We start from the raw sequence: 25,834 nt of genomic DNA, 5'->3' as shown, positions 1-25,834 counted from the left end.
CAGGTTGACAGAGATAGAATACAAAAGAATAAAATAAAATAAATTAAAATAGCTTAAAAGCCTACGAACAAAACATTAGACTGCGTGATTACTCAATGAAAGTCTATAAAGGTAATTTATAAATAAATGTATATTTGACACTAAAAAATTGCTTACTATGAAAAAAGAAATACTACTAATATTATTATGCCTTGTAAGTATTTGCTCCGTTGCTCAAGATCAATTCCAAAAAGGATATTTTATTGACAACAGCAATCATAAAGTAGACTGTTTGATTAAGGACATGGATTGGAAATACAATCCTACTGAATTTACCTATAAACTAACGGAGAAATCTGAAGAAAAAAATGTAGCGATTGAGGATGTTAAAGAGTTTGAAATAATTAACATTTCAAAATACATTAGAGCGACTGTTAATATTGATAAATCTAGCTTATTTATAGATAAGTTAGGCTATGTTAGAGAACCTGAATTTGTGAAAGAAACACTTTTTTTAAAAGTATTAATTAAAGGTAATGCTAATTTATATGCGTATGAAAAAAGAAATTTTATTCGCTTTTTTTATCAAGTGAACAACAATGAAATCAAACAACTCATTTTTAAAGAATATAAAACACATGACAATATTCCAATTGTTAAAGAGAATAATGATTTTAGAAAACAAATTTATGAGGATTTAAAAAGTGAAAACATCACCATTACGAATACGTTGAATCTTAAATACAATGAAAAATCCCTGATTAAAAAGTTTGTTCAGTACAATAAAAGTAAAGGACAAGATTTTACTGTTTTTAACAACTTAATAAAACGTGATTTATTCAATTTGACATTTAAAACTGGAATAGATTATTCCTCACTTGTCATTACAAACAATCCATTTTCTTCTACAGTTTATAATGATATTGATGCTGGGAAATCATCAAAACTAAGATATGGAGTAGAGTTTGAATTTATCATGCCTTTTTACAATAACAAATGGGCAATTACTATTGAACCTACTTATCAATATTTTAAGAAAAAATCTACGGATGAGTATGTGTCTAAATACTCTACAAATAAAACATATAAAACTGATGTAGATTATAAATCCATAGAAATCCCTATTGGTTTTAGGTACTACTACTTTTTAAATAAAAAGTCAAAATTGTTTTTTAATGCTGCTTTAATATTTGATTATAATTTTAAAAATTCAAGAATCATTGTTGAAGAAATTAGCATATATCGAAATATAGATATTACTAGTAAAAATTATAATTATTCTTTGGGCTTAGGTTATAAATACAATAACAAACTAAGCATAGAAGCCAGATATTACAGTCCTCGAGATTTATTTAGAGATGAGAGAATTAAAGGTACTAAATACAACACTATCTCTTTGATATTAGGTTATACTATATTTTAATAAAAAAGTAAATATATTTAAATGAATATCACTATTTTCTGTAGCAATATTTCACTAATCTTAATAGTAAAATCTCCTAAATAACATAATCTTATATTAATAATTTAATTGCTTTATTTTACTCTAAAAAAAAGCTTTATTTCAACAATTTTTATACTTTAACCAAAAACTAAAATATGTCTCAATTTATTAGTGTTTTTGATATGTTAAAGATTGGTGTTGGCCCTTCAAGCTCACATACTCTTGGTCCTTGGCGTGCCGCACAACTTTGGATAAAAAAATTAAATATAGATAGCATAAAGGATTCTGTTACACATATTGACGTAAATCTCTATGGTTCATTGTCTTTAACAGGAAAAGGACATGCTACAGATTTAGCTATTTTATTAGGTTTAAACGGAACAGATCCTGAATTTATTCCAATAGACTCTATAAAAGCTATTATTTCAAATATTCAAGAGAATTGTATCTTAAAACTGAACAATTCACATCAAGTTCCTTATGATGAAAACACAATTATTTTTAATAAAAATTTCTTACCATTTCATTCCAACGGCTTAACATTTACTGCTTACAACCATAAAAAAATTATATCACAAGAAACTTACTACTCTATTGGTGGTGGTTTTATTGTGCAAGAAGAAGATCCATTAGATAAAATTATAAAAATATCTAAACAAAACTTTCCATACCCAGTTAACCGAGCTAAGGATCTGGAGGAATATTGTAAACGTGATCATCAATTAATTTCTGACATTGTTTTACAAAATGAACTAGCTTTAAGATCTGCGGAGGAAATTGACTATGAATTACATAGAATATGGGATACAATGTTAGAAAGCATGTACATTGGTTGTCATACAGATGGAATTCTCCCTGGTGGATTAAATGTAAAACGAAGAGCTTTAAATACTCACAATAAATTAATTAAAGATACCAATTATAAAAACCCAAAAGAATGGATTACCGCAATTAGAAGTACAGAGGTTAAATTTAGGGAAATTTTAAAATGGGTAAGTTGTTTTGCTTTATCTGTAAATGAAGTAAATGCTTCTTTAGGTAGAGTGGTAACCGCTCCAACAAATGGAAGCGCTGGAGTAATTCCTGCTGTATTGATGTATTATTTAGTGATTGAAAATCACGAAGCTGGTTTTCAAGAAATTAAAAAATTCTTGCTAACGGCTGCTGAAATTGGAAGTATCTTTAAAAAAAATGCTACCATCTCAGCTGCTATGGGAGGTTGTCAAGCAGAAATTGGGGTTTCTTGTGCAATGGCAGCAGCAGCCTTAACTGAATTACTTGGTGGAACTGCATCTCAATGTTTGGTGGCAGCAGAAATTGCAATGGAACATCATTTAGGATTAACTTGTGATCCTATTGGTGGACTGGTTCAAATTCCTTGTATAGAAAGAAATACAATGGGAGCTATTAAAGCAATTAACGCTGCTGAATTGGCCTTAGACTGTGATCCAAAAAACACTAAAGTTCCTTTAGACAAAGTTATTGATACCATGTGGGAAACAGCAAAAGATATGAATCGTAATTACAAAGAAACATCAGAAGGAGGCCTAGCAATTACTGTTAATTTAGCAGATTGCTAAACATTTTAAAAAAATCTTACCTCGTAAAAATCAAATCTGTTTCGGTTGATAAATTAGCATCAAAAGCATAACCTTCGTAATTAAATCCTTTTAATCCTTCTACAGTACTAATGTTGTGATCTATAATATAACGAACCATGAGTCCTCTGGCCTTTTTAGCATAAAAAGAAATAATTTTTAATTTACCATCTTTATAATCTTTAAACTCTGGAGTGATTACTGGTACTTTTAATAATTTTGGTTTCACTACTTTGTAATATTCATTACTTGCCAAATTGATAAAAATATCGTCCTCTGTTAATTCATCATTTAGTTTATTAGTAACACTATCTCCCCAAAACTCGTACAAATTATTTTTGATCCCTACTTTTAATTTGGTTCCCATTTCCAATCGGTAAGGTTGCATTAAATCTAAGGGTTTTAAAATTCCATACTGACCAGATAATATTCTTAGCTTATCTTGCAACACAGTTATTTGTTCTTCTTTTAAAGTATAGGCATCTAATCCTGAATACACATCACCATTAAAAGCAAATACTGCCTGACGTGCATTCTCTGGTGTAAACGGTAAAGTCCACTCCTGATTTCGTTGCCAGTTTAAATCACTCAACTTTTCAGAAATTTTCATCAAGTCTCCTAAATCTTTGGGTGATTTATTTTTTAATACTTTATTTAGTTTTTCTGCTTCTTTTAAAAAAACTCCTTGAGTAAACTCTTTTGTAGGAACTTTTGATTCAAAGTCTAATGATTTTGCTGGTGATACTACAATTTTCATGTTTCTTAAGTTTTTTAATTATGAACGAATTTAAGAACTTACACAAATCTTTTTATATTCATGATATAACCAAGATGTAAGCCTTCGTGATAATTATTATATTCTAACGCTCCTTGTATTGAATTAATATGAAATCCCATACTGGTTTCTAAATTTTTATAAGTGATAAACTTCTCGTCTTTATAATCCAAAATTGTTTTATCTATCAATGTCAACAAAAGCGTTTTTAACATTTCTACTTCTTTTGCAGATACTTCTTTAGTAGGTCTGGTTCCAGGTCCATAACTTTTAATCATTTCAGTTGACACATAAGTCTCCAATCCAGAAAATTTATAAACCAATACTTGCTGACAGACAATAACATGGGCTATGTTCCAGATAAGATTGTTACTAAAACCTTCTGGAATTTTATTTAACTGTTCAACAGAATAGTTGTTTAAATATGATAAGTATATTGCTCTATTCCTTTTCCAAATACTAAATACAGCTTCCATTGCTTCACATTTTTCTTATTTCCAAGTTATCATAATTAACTTAGGGTACCTGTGTTATTTCTATTTTTTAATTCCAGATTTCATTTGATTCGGTCAAAATCAAAGGTTCTTGATCCGTTATTAAAATTGTTTGTTCATGCTGTGTCACATAACCTCCTTTGTCACCAACTAAAGTCCAACCATCGTTTAATTCTAATGCAATAGTTGATTTTGTGGAAATAAAGGTTTCAATTGCGACTGTAGTGTTTTTTCTAAATCTTTCTCGATTTGTTTTAACTCTATAATTTAGAATATTTTCAGGCTCTTCGTGTAAACTTTTCCCAACACCGTGACCTGCCAAGTTTTTAATTACTTTAAATCCAGATTTTTTTGCTTCTGTTTCAATTATTTGTCCAATGTCAGCTATTTTAATTCCACCCTTTATATTAGTTATAGCTTTTTTCAAGATATTTTTTGAAGCATCTACAAGTGGTTGATGATTATGTATGTCCTTTCCAAGTACAAAAGAACCTCCATTGTCAGACCAAAATCCATTTAATTCTGCTGATACATCAATATTTATCAAATCTCCTTCCTTAAGAATTTTATTTTCAGATGGAATTCCGTGAGCAACTTCCTCATTAACACTTATACAAGCATATCCTGGAAAATCATAAGTTTCATATGGAGCTGATTTGGCTCCATAACTTTTTAAAATTTCACCACCATATTCATCTAATTCTTTAGTTGACATACCAACTTTAGCATATTCTCTCATTAATTTTAGTGTAGTACCAACAACTTCACTAATCTTTTTCATTCCAATTAATTCTGATTCTTTTGTTATTGACATTTTTTTTGTTTTTATCAATATTAGGTTCTCGACTATACTTCAGCAAAGCTCAGTACAGGCTTCTCTAACATCTTCTTTACTACTCTACTACTTAAATTCTTAACTCTTAATATCTACTTATTCGTCAACGTATACCCTCTCCACTTTTCTAAAACTTGCTGCATATCTTCTGGAATTTCAGAATCAAAACGCAACATTTTCCCTGTGGTTGGATGTTCAAACCCTAATGTTTTGGCATGTAAAGCCTGACGTGGAATCAACTTAAAACAATTGTCTACAAATTGCTTGTACTTTGTGTAGGTAGTTCCTTTTAACACGGCATTTCCTCCATAACGTTCATCGTTAAATAAAGTATGTCCAATATGTTTAAAGTGTGCTCTAATTTGATGCGTTCTACCCGTTTCTAATCTACACTCCACTAATGTAACATAAGAAAAACGCTCTAACACCTTAAAATGAGTCACCGCTGGTTTTCCTTGATCTCCATCAGGAAATACATCTTGTTGCAATCTGTTTTTTAAGTTACGTCCTATATGTCCTTCAATAGTTCCTTCGTCTTCATTTATATTTCCCCAAACCAAAGCATGATACAAACGTTCTGAAGTTTTATCGTGAAATTGTTTAGACAAATGTGCCAAAGCATGTTCAGTTTTAGCCACCACCAACAATCCACTAGTATCTTTATCTATTCTATGAACCAAACCTGGTCTACCATCTTCATTTTCTGGTAAATTTTTAAAATGATGCATCAAAGCATTCACCATAGTTCCGTCATAATTTCCATGTCCAGGATGCACCACCAAACCAGCTGGTTTGTTAATCACAATCACCTCATCGTCTTCATATACAATATCCAACGGAATGTCTTCGGGTAATATTTCTGTTTCTCTAGGAGCAAACTCAAAAACAACCGTAACTACATCTCCTGGTTTTACTTTATAATTGGCTTTTACCACCTCATCATTCACTAACACATTTCCATCTTTAACAGCTTGCTGAACCTTGTTACGAGTCACATTCATCACAAAATTCATTAAAAACTTATCAACCCTTAAAGGTTCCTGTCCTGCTTCTGCTACAAACCTATAATGTTCATAGTTTTCTTCTACTCCGTCCACTTCTGGTACAAATTCTTCCATAATTATCTTAATTGTCCGTTACCTATAATCACATCTATCACAGACATTTTTGGTAATTGATCTCCAGACTTTAATTCTTGACCTTTAAATTTTAATTTACGCACCACCGTTCCTATATCATCAATTTCCTCGTATTGACCTACTTTAAACCCACTGTTGATAATAAGCTGCTCAATTTCTTTTTTGGTTCTACCGTAAAAAGGAGGAATAGGAGCATTTGCATATCCATCAGGATTAATGGTAATATATATCTTGCGTTTTTCTTTTACTATTTGTCCTGCTACTGGCAATTGCTCTAACACAGCTTCTTTAGGAATGTTTGGATTGTAACTTCCTGTTTCTAACAATTCATAATCTAACTTTCTGTCATCCAACACTACTTTTACCTCATCAACGGTCAACCCAATTAAATTTGGAACTTCAATTTTTTGATCTTGATTGGTATAGCTGTGAAGAAATTTAGTGACTCCTAAAAAAATAAGGACAACTAATATTAATGATATACAAAGGCTGATAATAAACGATTTGCTTTTTAGAAACTTGATAAAATTCATTTATAAAGGTTTTTTGGCAAAGATATAAAACCTATATGTAGGGTTTTGAATTAATATTTAATAATTTTACCATCCTAATTTGGAGTTTCATGAAGCAAAACATTGCAGTTATAATGGGTGGTTACTCAAGCGAGTACAATATTTCTATGATTAGTGGTAACGTAGTTTACAACCATATTGATAAAAATAAATACAATCCTTACAGAGTAGTTATTACCAAAGAAAAATGGGTCGCTTTAAATGATAAAGACCAAGAATTTAATATTGATAAAAACGATTTTTCTGCCATTATTGATGGAACTAAGATCAATTTTGATTGTATTTTTAACGTGATTCATGGAACCCCAGGAGAGGATGGAAAAATATTAGGGTATTTTGATATGATTGATCTGCCTTACTCCTCTGCTCCTGCTTACCAAATGGCATTGACTTTTAACAAGCGTGATTGTTTAAGTGTGTTGCGCAAGCACGGAATCAACACCGCTAAATCTCTTTATTTTGATAAAGGTGATGACATCAATCCAGAAAAAATTGTAAACGAATTAGGATTGCCTTGTTTTGTAAAACCCAACAATGCAGGTTCTAGTTATGGAATTTCCAAAGTCAATAAAATAGAAGAATTTTCAATGGCTTTTGAGAAAGCTTTTAAAGAAGATCATGAAATTTTAATTGAATCTTTTTTAGATGGTACAGAAGTTTCTATAGGAGTGATTACTTATCAAAATGAAGTAATGGCTTTACCCGCTACTGAAATTGTATCAGAAAATGACTTTTTTGATTACGAAGCCAAGTACGAAGGAAAATCGCAAGAAATCACCCCTGCTAGAATTTCGGACATTCAATTACAAAACTTACATACCGAAGCTATTAAAGCCTACAAAGCTCTAAACATGTCAGGTTTTTCTAGATCTGAATTTATTTTTATTGGTGACACACCTTACTTTTTAGAAATGAATACCGTTCCAGGAATGACCACCGAAAGTTTGTTGCCACAACAAGCAAAAGCTGCAGGAATCCCTTTACCAGACTTATTGACCAATGCTATTGAAATGGCCATAAAAAATAAGTAACTTTAAGAATTATGAAAAAAGCTGTATTTCCTGGTTCTTTTGATCCTATTACTTTAGGTCATGTTGATGTCATCAATCGTGCCTTGCCTTTGTTTGATGAATTGGTGATTGCCATTGGGATCAACGACACCAAAAAATATAGATTCTCTTTAAACGAAAGAGTTTCGTTTATTAAAAAGACCTTTAGTCACATGCCTAACTTAACCGTAGAAACCTATACAGGTTTAACCACTGAGTTTTGTAAAGAAATTAATGCTGATTTTATTTTAAGAGGTTTGCGTAATCCTGCCGATTTTGAATTTGAGAAAGCCATTGCCATTACCAACAGAAAATTATCAGGTATAGATACTGTTTTCTTATTAACCAGTGCAGATACTTCTTTTATCAGCTCTAGTATTGTAAGAGATCTTTTAAAACACAACGGAGATTTATCCAAATTTGCTCCTCAAGCAGTAATTGACGGAAGTAGATAACTATTTTACTTTAGATTACTTTCTTTAACAACAACAACAACAACAAAAGGAATAACATATAGTTATCACACTCAATTAATCATAGGCATACCAGAAAAGATCAATTATATTTTAAATTTAATCTTATCTCTTTGCTGATGATATTTATTACTTAAATGAAAGTATAACTCCTTGGTGTAGCAAAAGGATGTTTTAATACTTTTATGAAAAAACCTTACATAATTTAATTTTTCTTCAAATAGTGAAGATAGAAAGATAATTTCTTTCTGTTTATGTCTTATCTGTACCTTATAAAATTACAACTACTGGATATATTTGATTTGTTTTAATTATTCAGAAATTCATGTTACTAAATACGCTGTTATCAAAAAAATTATGGGCATACCCTATAAGCATCTTAACAAATTTAAATAAATTACACTTTTTCTTGATTACATTTTTGATATGTAGTTTAAACAAAAAATTAAATGCTCAAAATTCCAACAATCATTCAAAAACACCCAATGATAATTTGATATCTTTTCAAATGAATAATGATGGCAGTGCTACTTTTCTTTTTTACGCTCCTAATGCAAAAGAGGTAAAGTTAGCTGGAGATATTAGTGCAAAAAAGACAGAAAAAAAGGAAAATGGAGTTTGGGTAATGACTACGGATACCAATATTTCTCCAAGTGCTTATCGTTATTATTTTAATGTAGATGGCTACAAAGTAAATGACCCTAAAAACCCTATGATTGCTGATTTTCGTCCGATGGTTGATTTGGTACCAAAAGGAAAATCTCTTTTCTGGCAAAAAAAAGAAGTTCCTCACGGGCTTATGTCTATTGCTTATTATGACTCAAATGTGACAAAAACAACTAGAAGGATGTTTATATGGACACCTCCAGAGTATTTTTTTAGTAAAAAAAGGCTTCCTGTTTTATATTTAATTCACGGAGGTGGAGACAACGATACCAATTGGCCAGGTCAGGGAAAAGCAGGATGGATTTTAGACAATTTATATGTGGAAGGAAAAATTGCTCCAATGATTGTAGTAATGCCTGATGGAGGTATACCAACAAATCTGTTTGCCAAAGATTTAGTAAAAAATATCATCCCATATATTGAATCAAATTTTAAAGTTTACAAAAATGCTAATCATCGTGCATTAGCTGGTTTATCAATGGGAGGTTTAGAGGTTTTAGAAACCATGGTTACATATCCAGATAAATTTAGTTATGTAAATGTAATGAGTTCTGGTTGGTGGACTAGTCAACAAGAGGAATATAAAAAGTATGATCAGCTTATCAGAGCAGCTGCCCCAACATTAAAATCAACTTTAAAGTATTTTATATTTACGAGTGGAGGAAGCAAAGATGGTGCAACGGTAAACACATCACCTACAAGGAACCTTTTTACAAAGCATGGAGTTCATTCTGATTTGTCTGTAATGGAAGGAGGACATACCATGTATGTATGGAGGCATGATCTTAAAAGTTTTTCTCAAAAAATATTTAAATAATAATTAATGGTACTTGGGAAGTACTAAAGCTTAAAAGAGTTTTCATTGAAAATTAAGATCCAAGAAATAACTTTAAAAAGTTTTTTTAATGTTACTTGGTTCATAAAACAATATCCAAAGGCTTACATATTAAGGCCTTGATACTTATTAAAAGCTTATTCGTCTTTCTTTTTGTCTGAAATGTACTTTAAAAAAAATAAATTCTATTTAAGTTTGATGTTAGCTCTTCCAATAAAAAAATAAATTATAAACGTTAGATGATTAAAAATTATAATGATGAGATTTAAGTATTTAAAATTAGCTGTTTTAATGTTTTTTCTTCCATTAACTACCTACGCACTAAAGCTTCCTGACCTCCCAAAAGGTTGGTCTGATGGTTATGTGTATAGCAATGGAGTTCGTATTCATTTTTACCATGCTGTTCCTGCACCCGAAAAACCAGTAATGGTGATGGTTCATGGAGTAACAGATAATGGAGTTTGTTGGACGGATGTTAGTTTAAAACTACAAGATTCATATAATATCTACATGTTGGATACACGTGGTCATGGTTTGTCAGATCCATTCACTCCTTCGGACGATGAAGATACTTTAATTAATGATGTCGTTGATTTTGTGAAAGTAATGAATTTTGTAAAGCCAATTCTTGTGGGTCACTCAATGGGAGCTGCAACAGTAATGCGTGTAGGAGCGGAATACCCAGATTTAGCTAAAACCATTATCATGTTAGATCCAGGTTTACCGAGAAAAACATCAGCAGAAAGACCACAAAGAAGAAATACCCCACCCAAACGTAACGAACAGAAAAAGTCTAAGCCAGATCCTCTTTCTTTTAGGATGATGGGGAGTCCAGAGTCTTTAGTTAAACAAAACAATTATAGTTTTGAAGACTTGGTAACTAAAGGATCAAGAGAGAATCCTAAATGGAGTAAAAGAGATGTTTTATATTGGGCACTTTCAAAAAAACAATATCATGGCCCATATACCAATGCTGCGTGGACAGCTATGAGTGGTAGTATGAGAACTGAAGGAGCGTTAGCAAAAATTCCAGTAAAGTCATTAATATTAAAAGCAGATACCTCTGCTGAAAAGCGTAAAATAAACCAAGAGTCTATTGCAGGTATGAAAAGGGTAAAACTTGTTCATGTTGATGATGCTAGGCATAATTTACATCATGATGAATTGAAACGAACCGTTAAGGAAATAAAAGAGTTTTTAAATACAATATGAAAAATAAATTTACAAGAGAAGTTCTGTTTTTAGTATCGATAATTGCCAATATGATATGTTATGCTCAAGAAAAAAGAAATATAAGTAATACAGTTCTTTTTAATGAATATAAATCAATAACAATAACCAAAGATATTACTTATAGAGAAGGAAATAGTAATTCATGGAAGCTTGATTTGGCAAAGCCTGCTAATAAATCAAAAAAAGCTAGACCAGCCTTAGTCATAATTCATGGAGGAGGATGGGCAGGAGGTTCAAAAAACGTAGATGTCTATCAAAAAATGATGATTGATTATGCGCTAAAAGGATATGTTACTATTAATGTTGAATATCGTTTAACAGGTGAAGCTCCATTTCCTGCATGTATTGAAGATGTGAAATGTGCTGTACGTTGGTTAAGAGCACATGCCAAAGAGTTAAATGTAGATCCTGAAAAAATAGGAGCTTACGGACATTCAGCAGGAGCACATCTTGCATTAATGTTAGCGATGGTTCCAAAATCAGCAGGTTTAGAAGGTGATGGTGGGTGGAATGAGTACTCTAGTATTGTAAATGTGGCAGGAGCGGGTTCTCCTCCAACAGAATTGGGTAGAGATATGCCAATGGCAAAAAAAGAATGGTGGCCAATAGGATATATTGGTGCAAATCACCCTCCGTTATTTCTTATTCAGGGAACTAAAGATAGAATTGTTCGTCCAGAATTAACTAGAGATTTTGTAACTAAAATGAAAAAAAAGGGAGCTAATATTGAGTATCTTGAGTGCGAAGGTGGACATGGGGTTGCTTATGCAGAACTGCTTGAGGTTACAGAACCAGCATTAGAAAAGTTTTTTGCAAAACATTTAAACCTTTAACACTTAAACAGTTTCTAATATTAAAAATGTAAAAAACAAACTTGCTTATGAATGATTGTTTTAAGTTATAATTCCCCAAAATGCAGTACCTAAACAAATAAACCAATGAAAAGAATTTTAAGTCTATATGCTTTACTAGCTATCCTTACACTGTCTAGTTGTGAACATAAAAGTAAAGAGTTTGCCAGTCCTCAAAAGTTAAATCATAATATAAATCTCAAAGAATTAAGTATTCATAAACAAAAAGTAGAAAGTTTAGATTCTTTACTACAAGTATTTGTAGATAACAACAAGCTAAATTGTGTAGTAGGGTTTGTAGTTAAAGGAGGAGATGTTATATACAACAAAGCTTTCGGATTTAAAGATGTAGAAAATAAAATTCCAGCCTCAGTGGATGATTATTATGTGCTTTTTTCTCAAACAAAAGCAATTACAACAGTTGCTTTTATGACTTTGGTAGAAAAAGGATTAGTAAAAATAAATGATCCCGTGTCTAAATATTTTCCAGAAATCCCTAATCAAGTAGTTACAAAAGTGAATAAAGATGGAACTTATGAAACACGTCCCGTTGCATCACCAATGACATTTATACATTTGATGTCTCACACATCGGGACTTAATGCTGGCCTTGTGGGAAAAATTAAAAGTGCTGAAAGAAAAAACAATGATACTCCTGCTGGTTTTGGAGGAATGATGCCTCATAAAACTCCCGCTGGGCAACATAGTGGAGGTGGTGATTTTAATGCTAAATATTTGGAAGAGGAAATGTTAAAACTTGCTAAATATCCTTTAGGTTTTGATCCTGGGACAGAATGGAATTATCATATCAGTACGAACATGTTAGGATATCTTATTGAAAGAATATCAGGACAATCTTTAAGGTCTTATGTAAAAGAAAACGTGCTTACTCCTCTAGGGATGAAAGATACTGATTGGTATTATCAACCAGAAAAATTAAACAAGTTTGTAAAAGCATACAGTGCTGAAAAAGACACATTAGTACCGGCAACAAATATTTATAGCGAAGGAACTATTAGTAAACAACAAACATATTGTGAAGGAGCCATAGGATTAAATGGACCTATTGAAGATTATGCTAAATTTTGTCAAATGCTTTTAAATAAAGGGGTTTTTAATGAACGTAGAATTTTAAAACCCGAAACCATTGAATTAATGACGACTATAAATCGTTTGCCTGAAAAAAATGCTGGAGGCAAAAGCTTTCAATTTGGGCTAGGCTTTGAATTGTATAACCAAAATAAAAAACCAGTATCTCAAGTTTCAAATTCTGCCTTTGCATGGGGAGGTATGTTTGGTACAGCTTATATCATTGATCCAGAAAATGAGATGGTTGCTTTGTTTTATATGAATATGAGTAAACACGACCCCTTATACCCTAAGTATTTAAATCAAGTTTATAACTTGATTAAATAATGATGACAGCCTTAACAGATATAAATAAATAATAATGAATAAAGTATACATACTATTACTTGCAATGGTAGCTAATTATAATGTTAACGCCCAAGATTTTGGGAAACGTGAAAATATTAACAAGAATTGGTTCTTTAACTTAGGTGATGTGCAATATGGAGGAAGAGAAGAAATGGATTGTAGTAAATGGCCAGTTGTTGATGTACCTCATGATTGGACTGTGAAACAAAACGCCAGCCCAGAATTAGCTAGTTCTACAGGTTACTTACCCGGAGGGATTGCTTGGTATAGAAAAGATATAGAAGTTTCTTCAGAGAAAAAAGGGAATAAAGTATATGTTTACTTTGAAGGAGTATACAATAATAGTGAAGTATTTATTAATGGTAAGTGGGTAGGAAAAAGACCTAATGGTTATATTTCTTTTATGTATGATTTAACTCCTTATATAAAGTGGGGTAAAAAAAACACAATCGCCGTAAGAGTAGATCACAGTAATGATGCTGATTCGCGTTGGTATACAGGATCAGGAATTTATCGTGATGTATATTTGGTATATGCCAATCCAACTCATATAGATCTTTGGGGTACTACATATCAAGCAAAAGTAAAGAATAACAAGGCAGACATTACTGTAAGCACTACTATAAAAAACACAATAGAAACTTCCTCTTTAAAAATCGTTCACGAATTATATGATACAGATGGAAAACGTGTAGCTTCAACTTCAAATAAAGGGCTAGCTTTCACTAAATCTTCAACTGATTTTAATACCTCTTTAAAATTAAATGCTCCTAAATTGTGGAGTATAACCTCTCCTTATTTATACACATTAACAACAAAAGTTTACAAAGGTGCTAAGTTAATTGACGAGAGTAATATTAAAGCAGGTTTTCGTACTATTGATTTTGATCCTAATAAAGGCTTTTCTTTAAATGGAATCAATACAAAGCTAAAAGGGGTTTGTCTTCACCATGATGCTGGAGTATTAGGAGCAGCTGCCACAAAATCGGTATGGCGTTCACGTTTAGAAACTTTAAAAGAAATTGGAGTCAATGCGATACGCACAAGCCATAATCCACAAGCTCCTTATTTATATGAGTTATGTGATGAATTAGGTTTTGTAATGATGGATGAGGCATTTGATGAATGGGAATATCCAAAAAACAAATGGATTGAGGGCTGGAACAGAGGCGAACCAGGACATCAAGGAACTTCTCAATATTTTAGAGAATGGAGCCTTAGAGATGTTAAAGATCAAATTTTAAGAGATCGCAAACATCCATCAGTCATTATGTGGAGTATTGGGAATGAGGTAGATTATCCTAATGACCCTTATACACATCCTGTTCTCGCAGATGAAGGGATTAGTCAAAAATCGGTCAGAGCACATTTAAAAGATCATCCCAATGCAGAACGTTTAGGTGATATTGCCAAAGAGTTAGTAGCTGTGGTAAAAGAGGCAGATAGCTCAAGACCTGTTACAGCTGCGTTAGCTGGAGCCGTAATGTCTAACTATACAGACTACCCTTTTGTACTTGATATTGTTGGGTATAATTACACCGAAAACAAATATGATAGTGATCATAAATTATATCCTGAACGAGTGCTTTATGGAAGTGAAAATAGACATGATATAGGTGCTTGGAAAGCAGTAAAAGACAAAGAATTTATTTTTGGACAATTCTTATGGACAGGAATAGATTATTTAGGAGAATCTCACGCATGGCCATCTCGTGGTTTTGAATCGGGATTATTGGATTTAGCAGGAAATATCAAACCAAGAGGATATTTTAGAAAATCATTGTGGAGTACTAAGCCTATGGTTTACATAGGTACTGTAAAAAAACAAATCAATCAAGGAAAAAGATGGGGAAATAGATTGTCTACAGATGCTCCTAAAAGATGGAATTATGATGAGAATGCAAAAGTACAAGTACTTTGTTACTCAAATGGCGATGCTGCAGAATTACAACTCAATGGAAAAACAATAGGAGAACGCAAACCTTATGACCCTGAAACAGGAGTAATTGCTTGGGATGTTAATTATGAACCAGGAGAACTTAAAGTGATTGCCTACAAAGATGGAAAAATAGTTGCAACAGATAATATTGTTACCAATACTCTTACTGCTGAAATTAGAGCTAAGGTGCTAAAGGCAACAGATGAAGAATTGATTAGACAAATTAGTGTAGAAATGTATGATACAAACGGTCGTTTTTCAGCATTAGCAGACAGTGAAATAACATGTTATGTAGCTGGAGGAAAACTATTAGGAATGGAAAATGCTTCTACAAATGTGGCTGAAAATTTTCAGGATAACAAACATCGTTGTATCAATGGACGTATGTTAATTTATGTAAAAAAAGAAAACAAAAATACTCCTGTAAAGGTAAAATTATCATCTCCATTAATGAAATCTTTGAACTTGGTAGTTGATTAAAATAATTAAAACGATACTATGAAGCTAATTAATATCAAAAAAAGCATATTCACACTCCTTTTTTTATGCTTGGGACTTGTGGTTATTGCACAAAATCATTCACAAATAAATAAATCAAAAGGCATGGTAGCTCATGATCCTGTAATGATAAAACAAGACAGTACTTTTTATCTATTTGTAACAGGTGGAGGTTTAGCAAAAAGTAATGATTTAACCAATTGGGAGCATATAAAGCCAGTGCCAAGTAAATTAGAATGGGTTACGGATAATATTATACCAGGTTATAGGGGTGGATATTGGGCTCCAGATATTCAATATTTAAATGGACTTTATTATTTATACTATTCTCCATCAGCGTTTGCAAAAAACACTTCGGCTATTGGTGTTATGACTAATAAAACATTAAATCAGTCAAGTCCAGATTATCAATGGGAAGATCACGGAATGATTGTAAAATCTATTCCAGGACGTGATTTTTGGAATGCTATTGATGCCAATGTTTATTTTGAAAGAAGTTGGGGTGGTAAAACAACTGGATGGTTATCTTTTGGTTCTTTTTGGGGAGGAATTAAATTAGTAAAGTTAGCTCCAGACATGAAGTCTCTTGCAGAACCTCAGGAGTGGTATACCATAGCTAAACAAGAACGAACTTTTGGAATGCCCGATACGGATCCCGGAGATGGAACAATAGAAGCTCCTTTTATTTATCATAGACACCAATATTATTATTTATTTATATCACTTGATTATTGTTGTAGAGGTTTAGATAGTAGTTATAATGTTGCTGTTGGAAGATCTCGTAACATTCGAGGACCTTATGTAGATAAAGATGGGGTTCCGTTATATGCAGGGGGAGGAACCTATGTAGCTGGTGAAAATGAAGATTATGCAGGTATTGGACATTGTGCTGTTTATGATTTTGATGGTAAAACCTACTTTGTTGCACATGGTTATGATAAAAAGGATAATGGTAGCTCTAAACTTATTGTAAAAGAGATTTCATGGGACAGAGCGGAATGGCCTACTGTTAAATTTGAGAAACCAATAAATATGAACAACATTAAGACAAAATAATTATGTCAACAAGATATTTATTTATAGTAACGTTTTCTTTTTTAACGCTAGGATCTTCTTTTAGTTTTAGTCAAGATTTGACAAAAGTTAAAACGGTAAATGGGGTTGTTCAAGGTGAAATAAATGAAGAGGTAAGAATTTTTAAAGGAATTCCTTTTGCTAAACCACCCGTAGGAAATTTAAGATGGAAAGCGCCGCAACCTGTTCAAAAATGGAAAGGTATTAAACAAACAACAAAGTTTGCTCCATCTCCCTATCAATGGGGAAATCCTCTAGCGGGAAAAAGTGAAGATTGTCTTTATTTAAATGTATGGACACCTGCAAAGTCAAATAAAGAAAAACTCCCTGTAATGGTATGGATTTATGGTGGTGGTTTTGGTGCTGGTACTACAGCTGATCCTGTTTGCAACGGTATTAATTTGTCTAAAAAAGGAGTGGTTGTTGTAGCAATTGCATACCGAGTTGGACTTCTTGGTTTTTTAGCACATCCAGAATTAAGTAAAGAAAACCCTAATCATGTTTCTGGTAATTATGGTTTATTAGATCAAATTGCTGGCTTAAAATGGGTGCAAAATAATATTACTGCTTTTGGAGGAAATCCTAATAAGGTCACTATTTTTGGTGAATCTGCAGGAGGAATATCTGTAAGTATGTTATGTGCATCCCCTGAAGCAAAAGATTTATTTCACGGAGCTATTTCACAAAGCGGTGGTTCTTTTGGGCCAACCCGACCAACAACATATCCAGGTGAAAACATGAAAACTCTTCAGCAAGCTGAGGCGGATGGACAAGCTTATGTTAAGCAATCTGGAGCTAAGTCTATTGATGAGTTACGCAACGTACCTGCAGACAAATTACCTGGAGGACGTGGTTGGCCAATAGTAGATGGTTACGTTATACCTAGTGTTCAATATACTCTTTATGAAAAAGGCGAATATAACGATGTTCCTGTATTGATTGGATATAACTCAGACGAAGGCCTTAGTTTTTCTCGTGAAAAAAAGCCTCAAGAATATATAGCCAATGTAAAAAATAGATATGGAAAATTTGCTGATAAATTAATTGAAGCATATCCTGTAACTGAAAATAGTGTTCCTAAAACTGCACGAGATTTAATGCGTGATGCTGCTTTTGGATGGCAAACATGGACCTGGGCACGATTACAGTCTCAAACAGGAAGTTCAGATGTTTATTATTATTACTTTGATCAACATCCTGATTATCCAGAAGGTTCACCAATGCATGATATCGGTTCTCCACATGGTCAAGACGTTGCTTATGCTTTTATGACTCTTGATGCTTTAAAAAGAAATAATATTAGAGAATCAGATCGTAAACTTTCTGAATTAATGGGAACCTACTGGACTAATTTTGCAAAATTTGGAAATCCTAATGGAGAATTAGTACCAAACTGGTCTGTGTTTAGTGATAAAAACCCTAAAGTGATGTATTTAACTGACAAACCACATATGGGATCTGTCCCTAGCGAAAAATCACTGAAAGTGCTAGATGAATATTTTAAATGGAGAATGACACCAGAGGGAAGTACTTGGGCTAAATAAAATACAATGAAAATACTATCAAACTTATTTTGGACTTTTTTTCTCAGCCAATTCTTGAAAGTAACTATAGCTGTTTTGCTATTAAGTAATACAATTTCTTGCGCTGATAAAAAGACAAGTTCAGATTGTAAAGATTGTATTTCTAAACCAGGTAAATATAGTCGTTATAGCAATCCTATTTATGCTGATGAATATGATTTAACCTCTCAATATGTAGAAATGAGAGATGGGGTTAAATTAGCTATAGATATTTGTAGACCAAAAGATAAAACTACAGGAAAAGTAATGACTAAACCCTTACCTGTATTATGGATGCACACCCCATACAATCGAAGATACAACGGTAATTATGATGATATGACCGTGGAATGTTATGCTGGAACTGCAGCTAAATTAATAAAATATGGTTATGTGGTTGCTACTGTTGATTACCGTGGATTATACGGGTCATTTGGACATAATGAAAATTTTAATCGTGGTCAATGGATTAACGCAGCTCAAACAGATGCATATGACATTACTGAATGGCTTGCCGCACAAACGTGGAGCAATGGAAACATTGGAATGTGGGGATGTTCGGCAACTGGAGGAAGTCAAATACAAGCAGCTACCACTGCTCCACCTCATTTAAAAGCTATATTTCCAATGAGTTTTGAATTTGATGTATATGATTTTCGTGCTGCTGGAGGTATGTCAACAACATTTAGACCTTGGCCTCAGCCTAATGACGGATTAACAGCCCAACAACGAAGAGATTTAATGGCTGCTCCTGTCGATGGAGATAACAATAAAACTCTATTAAAACAAGCCATTGCAGAACACGAAGGAACAATTGAAAGCTTAGGAGATATTCCTTTTCGTAATAGTTATTCAACAGCACTTACTGATAAAGCATCAAAACAATGGTGGATCCACAGTAGCCCTTCAAATTATCTTAATGAAATCAATAAATCTAAAATAGCCATGTATATGGCTGTTAATTGGGATGAAGGAAATACAAAGCCTGGTCCGTTTTTAGCATTTAATAATTTTACAGTGCCTAGAAAATTGATTATTGGTCCTGGAGTACATTGTGATTGGTATACTTCTACAGAGTTGACTGGATTTGATATCTTGACAGAGGAGCTTCGTTTTTTTGATTATTGGTTAAAAGGTATTGATAATGGTATCATGGATGAAGATCCAGTATATTACTATACCTACAATGCTCCTAAAGGAAAAGAATGGCAATCAGCAAAAGCTTGGCCACTACCTGAAGAAAAAAGAGTTAACTTTTACCTTGGAGAGGGAACTCTTAGTCGTAAAATACCAGAAAAAAAAGGAAAAGATGAAGCCCTGGTTTCTCATGATTTCAAACCAAACACAACAACTAATGGAGCGGTTATATACGAAACAGAAGTGTTAACTAAAGATATTCAAGTTACAGGACATCCTACTATTAGCCTTTGGGTATCATCTAGTGAAAGTGATGGAGATTTTGTAGCGACAATACAGGATGTTTCCCCCGATGGAAAACTTACTTCATATAATGTACAAGGGCAGTTAAGAGCATCTATGCGTAAGTTGGCAGCGCCTCCATATAACAAATTGGGCTTGCCTTATCATAGCTGTAATAAAGATGATGTTCAGCTACTTACTCCTGGAGAACCAACTCAACTTGAGTTTTCTATTTTACCAATATCAATGATTTTCAAAGCAGGTCATAAAATACAATTGGCAATTAGCTTTTCTGGCAGAGGAACTCCTCGTTTGAATCCAACTCCTAAGGTTACTATTTATCGAGATAAAAAACATCCCTCAATATTAACATTGCCAATTGTTGAATTATAGATAATTTAAATAATATTACAGAAATTAACATGAATAGGGTTATCAGATACATTATCATTTTCTTTTTAACAATAAGCTATCATAATTTTTTTGCTCAAGAATTTGTGGCTCCAAAATTGGAGTTTATATGTGAATTAAAGGTAACCATTGCTCCAGCCAAAAATCTTGGAATAACTGCTCGTGGGGAACGAATTATTTTACCTATAACTGGAGGAACTTTTAAAGGACCAAAAATGAAAGGTGTCGTGCTAAGTGGAGGAGCCGATTACCAATACTTTAACAAAGAATTAGGAAGAACAGAACTAGAAGCTATTTACACGATTAAAACTGAAGATGATGTTTTAATCCATGTTCGAAATATTGGAGTTATATATAATCCCAAACAAGATCAAGTAAGTTCTGATGCTGGTTTAGGTGAATTTTATTTTAGAGCAGCTCCTAAATTCGAAGCACCAGTAGATTCAAGATATAACTGGTTAAACAATGCTATTTTTATATGTAAACCTGTTCCTAAAAATAACTATATCTCTATTCAGGTATGGAGGGTAATGTAATAAATAAAGGATTTTTAAAAACAATATGAGTTCTAAACTACTAAATTAAACACCATAACAAATGAAACTAAATACATTCACTTTGTCATTATTATTGTTAATCAAAACAATTAGCTTCGGGCAAATTATAAAAACTAAAAGAGTAGATGATGGAGGAAGTGGAGAATATAAAGCTATAGCTGTTTCGGAAAAATCATTATCTGATTTTGTCGTTTATCGACCTGAAAAAATAAAAAAAGCAGTAAAAAAAGAAGGCAAACTGCCGATCATAGTTTGGGCCAACGGTGGTTGTATGGATTCGTCTATTCATCATGAAAAATTATTAACGGAAGTTGCTTCTCATGGTTATATTATTGTAGCCATAGGCAAGTTACAAATGACTGTTCCAGAACGCATGCATAAACATACACCTGATAATGAACTATTAAAGGCTATAGATTGGATAACCGAGCAAGCAAAAACAAAAGGGACAGATTACTATAAAAATGTGGATCCAAGTAAAATAGCAGCAGCAGGACAATCTTGCGGAGGGGCACAAACATTTAAAATAGCTGATGATAGTCGTATCAAAACATATATGATTTTTAATGCAGGTATGGGAGACATGACCATGGCAGGAGCAAGTAAATCATCATTAGAAAATTTACATGGAAAAATAATTTACATCATTGGAGGTAAATCTGATGTTGCTTATCAAAATGCCCTCCTAGATTATGAACGTATTAATCATGTTCCTGTTGTGTTTTCAAATCATATTACTGCTGGACACGGGGGAACTTTTGCAGAACAATATGGAGGTTCATTCGCAAAAATGGCCCTTGATTGGTTAGATTGGGAGTTCAAAGAAAATGATAAATCGGATATTTTTATAAACAAAAATTTATCAAGATATCCTGGTTGGTCTTTAGAATCAAAGAATTTCTAATAAGAACCCTTATTTTTTTTAGCTACTTTATTATCTTAAATTAACTTCCTAAGGAATTACGATATGATAAGATTATTTATTTGTTTTACATTTATATTATCGTCTTCCAATATTTTTGGTCAGTACACTAAATATCAATTCTTTAATAATTCCTTATTAAGCCTTGAAGCAAACTCAGTTCGTTGTTTTTTACAAGACAATCAGGATTTAATGTGGGTTGGGACCAACAGAGGCCTTTATAGCTATGATGGTTATGAATCTTTTCCACACTTTGTTTCTGGAAATGATGAAGAGAGAGTTATTAATTGTGGATTATTTTATAAAGAAGATTACATATTACTTGGAACAGATAGAGGAATATTAGTATATAATTATAAATACGATAAATACATACCTTTTGAAATAGAGTTTTCAAAAGATATAAGATCAATGATTATTACTGATGATGATTTATGGCTTGGGTGCGCAGATGGATTGTATAGATACAACTACTCTCAAAAAAAATTGTACCCCATATTTGGGAACTCTAATACAGGGATTATTTATGCTATAGTAGAGTATAATGGATTTATTTATGTTGAAACAAATGGTTGTTTTGGAAAAATATCAACAGAAAATTATTTGTATCAAAACGTGGTAGATGATAATCTCCTAAATTGTAATCTTCTAGTTAACTCTTTATTAAAAGATGAGAGTCGTAATTGTATATGGATTGGAGAGGGATCTAGACTAACCAAGTTTTACCCATCAACAAACACTTTTGAAAGTTTACCCTTTTTTTTTCCTGTAGTAAAGTCTTTAGAAGTTGATAGTGATAACAACGTTATTATAGGAACAGACAATGGTTTATATATTTATGATGGAAAAGAAGTCAAACATTTTGTACATAATTCTCAAAAGCCAAATTCATTAACAAACAATATAATATGGAATATTTATAAAGATCATTCTAATAATATTTGGTTAGGAACAGATTTTGGAATTTCTATGGCATCAGATAAAATAAGTATAGAATATATACCTATTTTTCAAATAAGTGGTACTGGAGAAGGAAATCAATTTCATTCAATTTACATAGATTCTAAAGGCTTTTATTGGCTCGGAGGAAATAACGGATTAATACGTACAAAAAACTACAGAGATGTTGATGAGAGTTTTTTATGGTATAATATGGGGTCTCAAAAAAATCACCTTTCTCACAATTATGTACGAAATATTTATGAGGATAAAGAACTAAATCTATGGGTTTCTACAGATTTTGGAATTAACAAATATGACTATCAAACCAATAAATTTAAAAGGTACTTGATTAGTGATAAGGATTTAAAATCTACAGCTACCTGGGTTTACGATATGCTAGAAGATGATATAGGAAATTTATGGATTTCTTGTTTTAACGAAGGTATTTTTAAAATTAACAAGAATAAACTTACCAAAAGTAGAGGCTTGTATATAGCAGATGCACATTATTCTAACAAGAATGGATTATCATCAAACAATATTGATCAAATGGTATTTGATGATCGAGGAAATATATGGGCTTTAAACCACAACAAAGGAATAGATGTGTTAAATCTTTCTTCGGGAATTACTACTCAATACCCAATACTTGATGCTACCAATGGAATGCCCCCAAATTATTTATTAAAAGGAACAGACAATACTATATGGGTTGGCTATAGAAATGGTATTGTTTGTATTAACACTAAAAACAACAAAACAACAACTATTCCTTTTGAAAAAAAATCAAATGCACTAGTGTTGAGTTTGTTAGAAGTAGGAAATAATATTTGGGCTACCTCTACTGAGGGAATTTGGATAGTAGAAAAAGAGCTATTAGAGGTACATCATATCAATATAAAAGATAGAATTTTTTATAATATGTACTACGATAAATTACATAATAAAATTATTCTTGGTGGAGTTGATGAAATAGCAAGGTGCTCCCCTTCAATCTACAAATCACAAAATGAAGTTCAAAACATTATTATATCATCTATTACCGTAAACAATGAAAATTACATCAATAATTATGATGAATTAACTGTTCGATATTCAAAAAAGTTAACACTCCCCTTTCATCAAAATAATCTTGTAATTAAGTTTTCTGATTTACAGTATTCTAAACAAAATCGAGGAAATAAATATGTTTTTAAATTAGATGAAGGTGACGACTGGACAACTTTAAAGGCTGATGAAAATACCATACAATTAAATAAATTAAACCCTGGAACTTATAATTTATGGATAGCCGAAAAAAACAATAAAAGTTACAAAGTTTATAAACCACTTCAAATCATGATCCATCCCGCTTGGTATTTTACAAAAACAGCAAGGTTTATATATCTTTTGTTATTTTTTGGTCTTATTACTTGCGTAATTATTTTCTTCCATCAAAAAAACAAATTAAAAATTGCTCATATAGAAAGAAAAAAAACACTTGAACAAACCAAATTAAAAACAGATTTCTTTACCAATATTGCTCATGAGTTTAAAACACCTCTTAGTTTAATTATAGCTCCTTTAAGTGGATTAATTCACGAATCTAAAAATCATAAAGAAAAAGATGTGTTAAAAATGATTTATCAAAATTCAGTAAAACTAAATTCTCTTGTGCAACAAGCTATTAATTATTACAGAGATAATAGTGAGGTACCTATGGGACTAGTACTGTCTAGAGTAGATTTTGTAGATTTTACATATACCATTTTTGAAACGTATAAAATAAACATGAAAGACTCTGGTATCGATTTTATTTTTAAAGCAAATCATGAAGAAATTTTTGTGGACGTAGATATTCTAAAAGCAGAATCTATTATCAACAATTTATTATCTAATGCTTGTAAATATACCAATCAAGGAGATACAATCATTCTTTCGTTAGATTATGATAGTAACAATAGTAACATAGAATTAAAAGTTTCAGATACAGGAATCGGGATTTCAGAAAAAGATATTCCTTTTATATTTCAACGTTTTTACCAAACCAATAAAAGTATAGGAAAAGAAGGAACAGGTATTGGATTGTATTTAGTTAAAAATTTTGTAGAGCTCCATGGAGGAACTATAAAGGTTATTTCAAATATAAATGAAGGAACATCATTTACTGTTTATTTACCAGTAATTATTAATAATAGTGTTGAAAGAACCATCGCTGAAGAAAAAAACAATAAAGCTAAAGAAAAACCCCTGATAGCAATAGTTGAAGATAACGTGGCCATAGCAAAATTTATTTATAATATTTTTATATCAGAATATCGTTGTGTAATTGCTTATAACGGAAAAACTGGACTGAAAATTAGTACAGATCTTAAGCCAGATATTATCATATCTGATATAATGATGCCTGGTATGGATGGGTTTGAAATGTGTCAAAGACTTAAAAACAATGTGTCAACTGCTACCATCCCTATTATTCTCTTAACTGCTAAAGATGATAAAGAAACAGAGTTAAAAAGTATTCATTTAAAAATAGATGCATTTATATCTAAACCCTTTGATGCTAATATATTGTCCTCACGAGTAGAACAATTATTAGAAAAACATAAAAGCTATAGAAAAGAAATAAGAATAGAAAAAATTACTACTCCAAACCATCAAGAACAAGCATCAGCAGATGAAAAGTTTCTGATGATGATTACGGATATTATAGAAAAAAACATTGCCAATCCAGATTTAAATGTAAGTTTTTTATGTACCGAAGTAGGAGTTTCTCAAAAACAATTATACCGAAAAATCAAAGGGCTAACAGGTTTTACTACAATTGATTATATAAGATCTATTAGAATGAAAAAAGCAGCAATACTTTTGTCAAATAAAAATTTTACTGTTGCAGAAGTAATGTATGAAGTGGGCTTTTCTAACCATTCTTATTTTGCAAAATGTTTTAGCGCAGAGTTTGGAAAAACACCTCGTCAATTTTTAGGAGACTAAAATTATTCAAAACATTAAACAGAACAATATTTATCAATTTGTTATACTCTTTAACTAGCATTGATAAGTTAATACTGTTTTGTTTTTCTTTTTGTCTTAAATATGCTTCTTAATTTTTATGTAAAGAGCAATATTTGTTAATAACTAAAAGCTTAAA

At 31.8% G+C, this 25,834-nt stretch carries 20 protein-coding genes; 15 read left to right on the top strand and 5 right to left on the bottom strand.

What is annotated here, in order from left to right; translation table 11 throughout:
* Nucleotides 1-157: 157 nt before the first annotated feature.
* Both QVZ41_RS12095 and QVZ41_RS12090 read left to right on the top strand, forming a co-directional pair.
* Nucleotides 158-1,402, top strand: a complete 1,245-nt coding sequence (locus QVZ41_RS12095; RefSeq protein WP_302884854.1) for a porin family protein — start codon at nt 158-160, stop codon at nt 1,400-1,402.
* 176 nt (nt 1,403-1,578) lie between these two features.
* A complete protein-coding gene (locus tag QVZ41_RS12090) occupies nt 1,579-3,003 on the top strand; it encodes an L-serine ammonia-lyase (RefSeq protein ID WP_302884853.1) in 1,425 nt (474 codons plus the stop codon).
* 16 nt (nt 3,004-3,019) lie between these two features.
* Here the strand turns inward: QVZ41_RS12090 and yaaA are convergent, their stop codons facing one another.
* The 5 genes from yaaA to QVZ41_RS12065 all read right to left on the bottom strand — a co-directional run bounded on the left by yaaA (nt 3,020) and on the right by QVZ41_RS12065 (nt 6,797).
* Complete coding sequence (yaaA, locus tag QVZ41_RS12085; protein WP_302884852.1) at nt 3,020-3,778, bottom strand: peroxide stress protein YaaA; 759 nt, start codon at nt 3,776-3,778, stop codon at nt 3,020-3,022.
* Between the two features lie 38 nt (nt 3,779-3,816).
* The gene (locus QVZ41_RS12080) at nt 3,817-4,272 is read right to left on the bottom strand and encodes a DinB family protein (RefSeq protein WP_302884851.1); all 456 of its coding nucleotides are present in this window, start codon (nt 4,270-4,272) and stop codon (nt 3,817-3,819) included.
* A gap of 67 nt (nt 4,273-4,339) precedes the next feature.
* Nucleotides 4,340-5,104 carry a type I methionyl aminopeptidase gene (gene map, locus QVZ41_RS12075; protein WP_302884850.1) on the bottom strand — a complete coding sequence of 255 codons (765 nt, stop codon included), beginning with the start codon at nt 5,102-5,104 and terminating at the stop codon, nt 4,340-4,342.
* Between the two features lie 113 nt (nt 5,105-5,217).
* Nucleotides 5,218-6,243, bottom strand: a complete 1,026-nt coding sequence (locus QVZ41_RS12070) for an RluA family pseudouridine synthase (protein ID WP_302884849.1) — start codon at nt 6,241-6,243, stop codon at nt 5,218-5,220.
* 2 nt (nt 6,244-6,245) lie between these two features.
* Nucleotides 6,246-6,797, bottom strand: a complete 552-nt coding sequence (locus QVZ41_RS12065) for a PASTA domain-containing protein (RefSeq protein ID WP_302884848.1) — start codon at nt 6,795-6,797, stop codon at nt 6,246-6,248.
* A gap of 89 nt (nt 6,798-6,886) precedes the next feature.
* Here QVZ41_RS12065 and QVZ41_RS12060 point away from each other — a divergent pair, with 89 nt between their 5' ends.
* The 13 genes from QVZ41_RS12060 (at nt 6,887) to QVZ41_RS12000 (ending at nt 25,677) form a co-directional block, all read left to right on the top strand.
* On the top strand, nt 6,887-7,867 hold the full coding sequence (locus QVZ41_RS12060) for a D-alanine--D-alanine ligase (RefSeq protein ID WP_302884847.1): 981 nt from the start codon (nt 6,887-6,889) through the stop codon (nt 7,865-7,867).
* An 11-nt stretch (nt 7,868-7,878) separates the two neighbouring features.
* The gene (gene coaD / locus QVZ41_RS12055; protein ID WP_302884846.1) at nt 7,879-8,340 is read left to right on the top strand and encodes a pantetheine-phosphate adenylyltransferase; all 462 of its coding nucleotides are present in this window, start codon (nt 7,879-7,881) and stop codon (nt 8,338-8,340) included.
* Nucleotides 8,341-8,851: 511 nt separating this feature from the next.
* Nucleotides 8,852-9,841, top strand: coding sequence for an alpha/beta hydrolase-fold protein (locus QVZ41_RS12050; RefSeq protein WP_302884845.1), 990 nt, complete (start codon nt 8,852-8,854; stop codon nt 9,839-9,841).
* 276 nt (nt 9,842-10,117) lie between these two features.
* Entirely contained in the window at nt 10,118-11,071 is a 954-nt protein-coding gene (locus QVZ41_RS12045; RefSeq protein ID WP_302884844.1) for an alpha/beta hydrolase, read from the top strand.
* The gene (locus QVZ41_RS12040; RefSeq protein ID WP_302884843.1) at nt 11,068-11,925 is read left to right on the top strand and encodes an alpha/beta hydrolase; all 858 of its coding nucleotides are present in this window, start codon (nt 11,068-11,070) and stop codon (nt 11,923-11,925) included. Before QVZ41_RS12045 ends, QVZ41_RS12040 begins: the two co-directional genes overlap by 4 nt.
* Nucleotides 11,926-12,030: 105 nt before the next feature.
* A complete protein-coding gene (locus QVZ41_RS12035; RefSeq protein WP_302884842.1) occupies nt 12,031-13,359 on the top strand; it encodes a serine hydrolase domain-containing protein in 1,329 nt (442 codons plus the stop codon).
* 34 nt (nt 13,360-13,393) lie between these two features.
* Nucleotides 13,394-15,799 carry a glycoside hydrolase family 2 TIM barrel-domain containing protein gene (locus QVZ41_RS12030; RefSeq protein ID WP_302884841.1) on the top strand — a complete coding sequence of 802 codons (2,406 nt, stop codon included), beginning with the start codon at nt 13,394-13,396 and terminating at the stop codon, nt 15,797-15,799.
* Between the two features lie 123 nt (nt 15,800-15,922).
* Complete coding sequence (locus QVZ41_RS12025) at nt 15,923-16,873, top strand: family 43 glycosylhydrolase (protein WP_302884840.1); 951 nt, start codon at nt 15,923-15,925, stop codon at nt 16,871-16,873.
* 2 nt (nt 16,874-16,875) lie between these two features.
* Nucleotides 16,876-18,435, top strand: coding sequence for a carboxylesterase/lipase family protein (locus QVZ41_RS12020; RefSeq protein WP_302884839.1), 1,560 nt, complete (start codon nt 16,876-16,878; stop codon nt 18,433-18,435).
* Nucleotides 18,436-18,441: 6 nt separating this feature from the next.
* Nucleotides 18,442-20,265, top strand: coding sequence for a CocE/NonD family hydrolase (locus tag QVZ41_RS12015; protein WP_302884838.1), 1,824 nt, complete (start codon nt 18,442-18,444; stop codon nt 20,263-20,265).
* Between the two features lie 29 nt (nt 20,266-20,294).
* On the top strand, nt 20,295-20,819 hold the full coding sequence (locus QVZ41_RS12010; protein WP_302884837.1) for a DUF3237 domain-containing protein: 525 nt from the start codon (nt 20,295-20,297) through the stop codon (nt 20,817-20,819).
* Between the two features lie 61 nt (nt 20,820-20,880).
* Complete coding sequence (locus tag QVZ41_RS12005; protein ID WP_302884836.1) at nt 20,881-21,744, top strand: alpha/beta hydrolase family protein; 864 nt, start codon at nt 20,881-20,883, stop codon at nt 21,742-21,744.
* A 63-nt stretch (nt 21,745-21,807) separates the two neighbouring features.
* Entirely contained in the window at nt 21,808-25,677 is a 3,870-nt protein-coding gene (locus QVZ41_RS12000; protein WP_302884835.1) for a hybrid sensor histidine kinase/response regulator transcription factor, read from the top strand.
* The last annotated feature ends 157 nt before the right edge of the window (nt 25,678-25,834 follow it).

It is taken from the genome of Wenyingzhuangia gilva (genome assembly GCF_030519655.1).
Classification (GTDB): domain Bacteria; phylum Bacteroidota; class Bacteroidia; order Flavobacteriales; family Flavobacteriaceae; genus Wenyingzhuangia; species Wenyingzhuangia gilva.
Note: the sequence above shows the minus strand (reverse complement) of the source record. Positions and strands in the feature narration are given on the sequence as shown.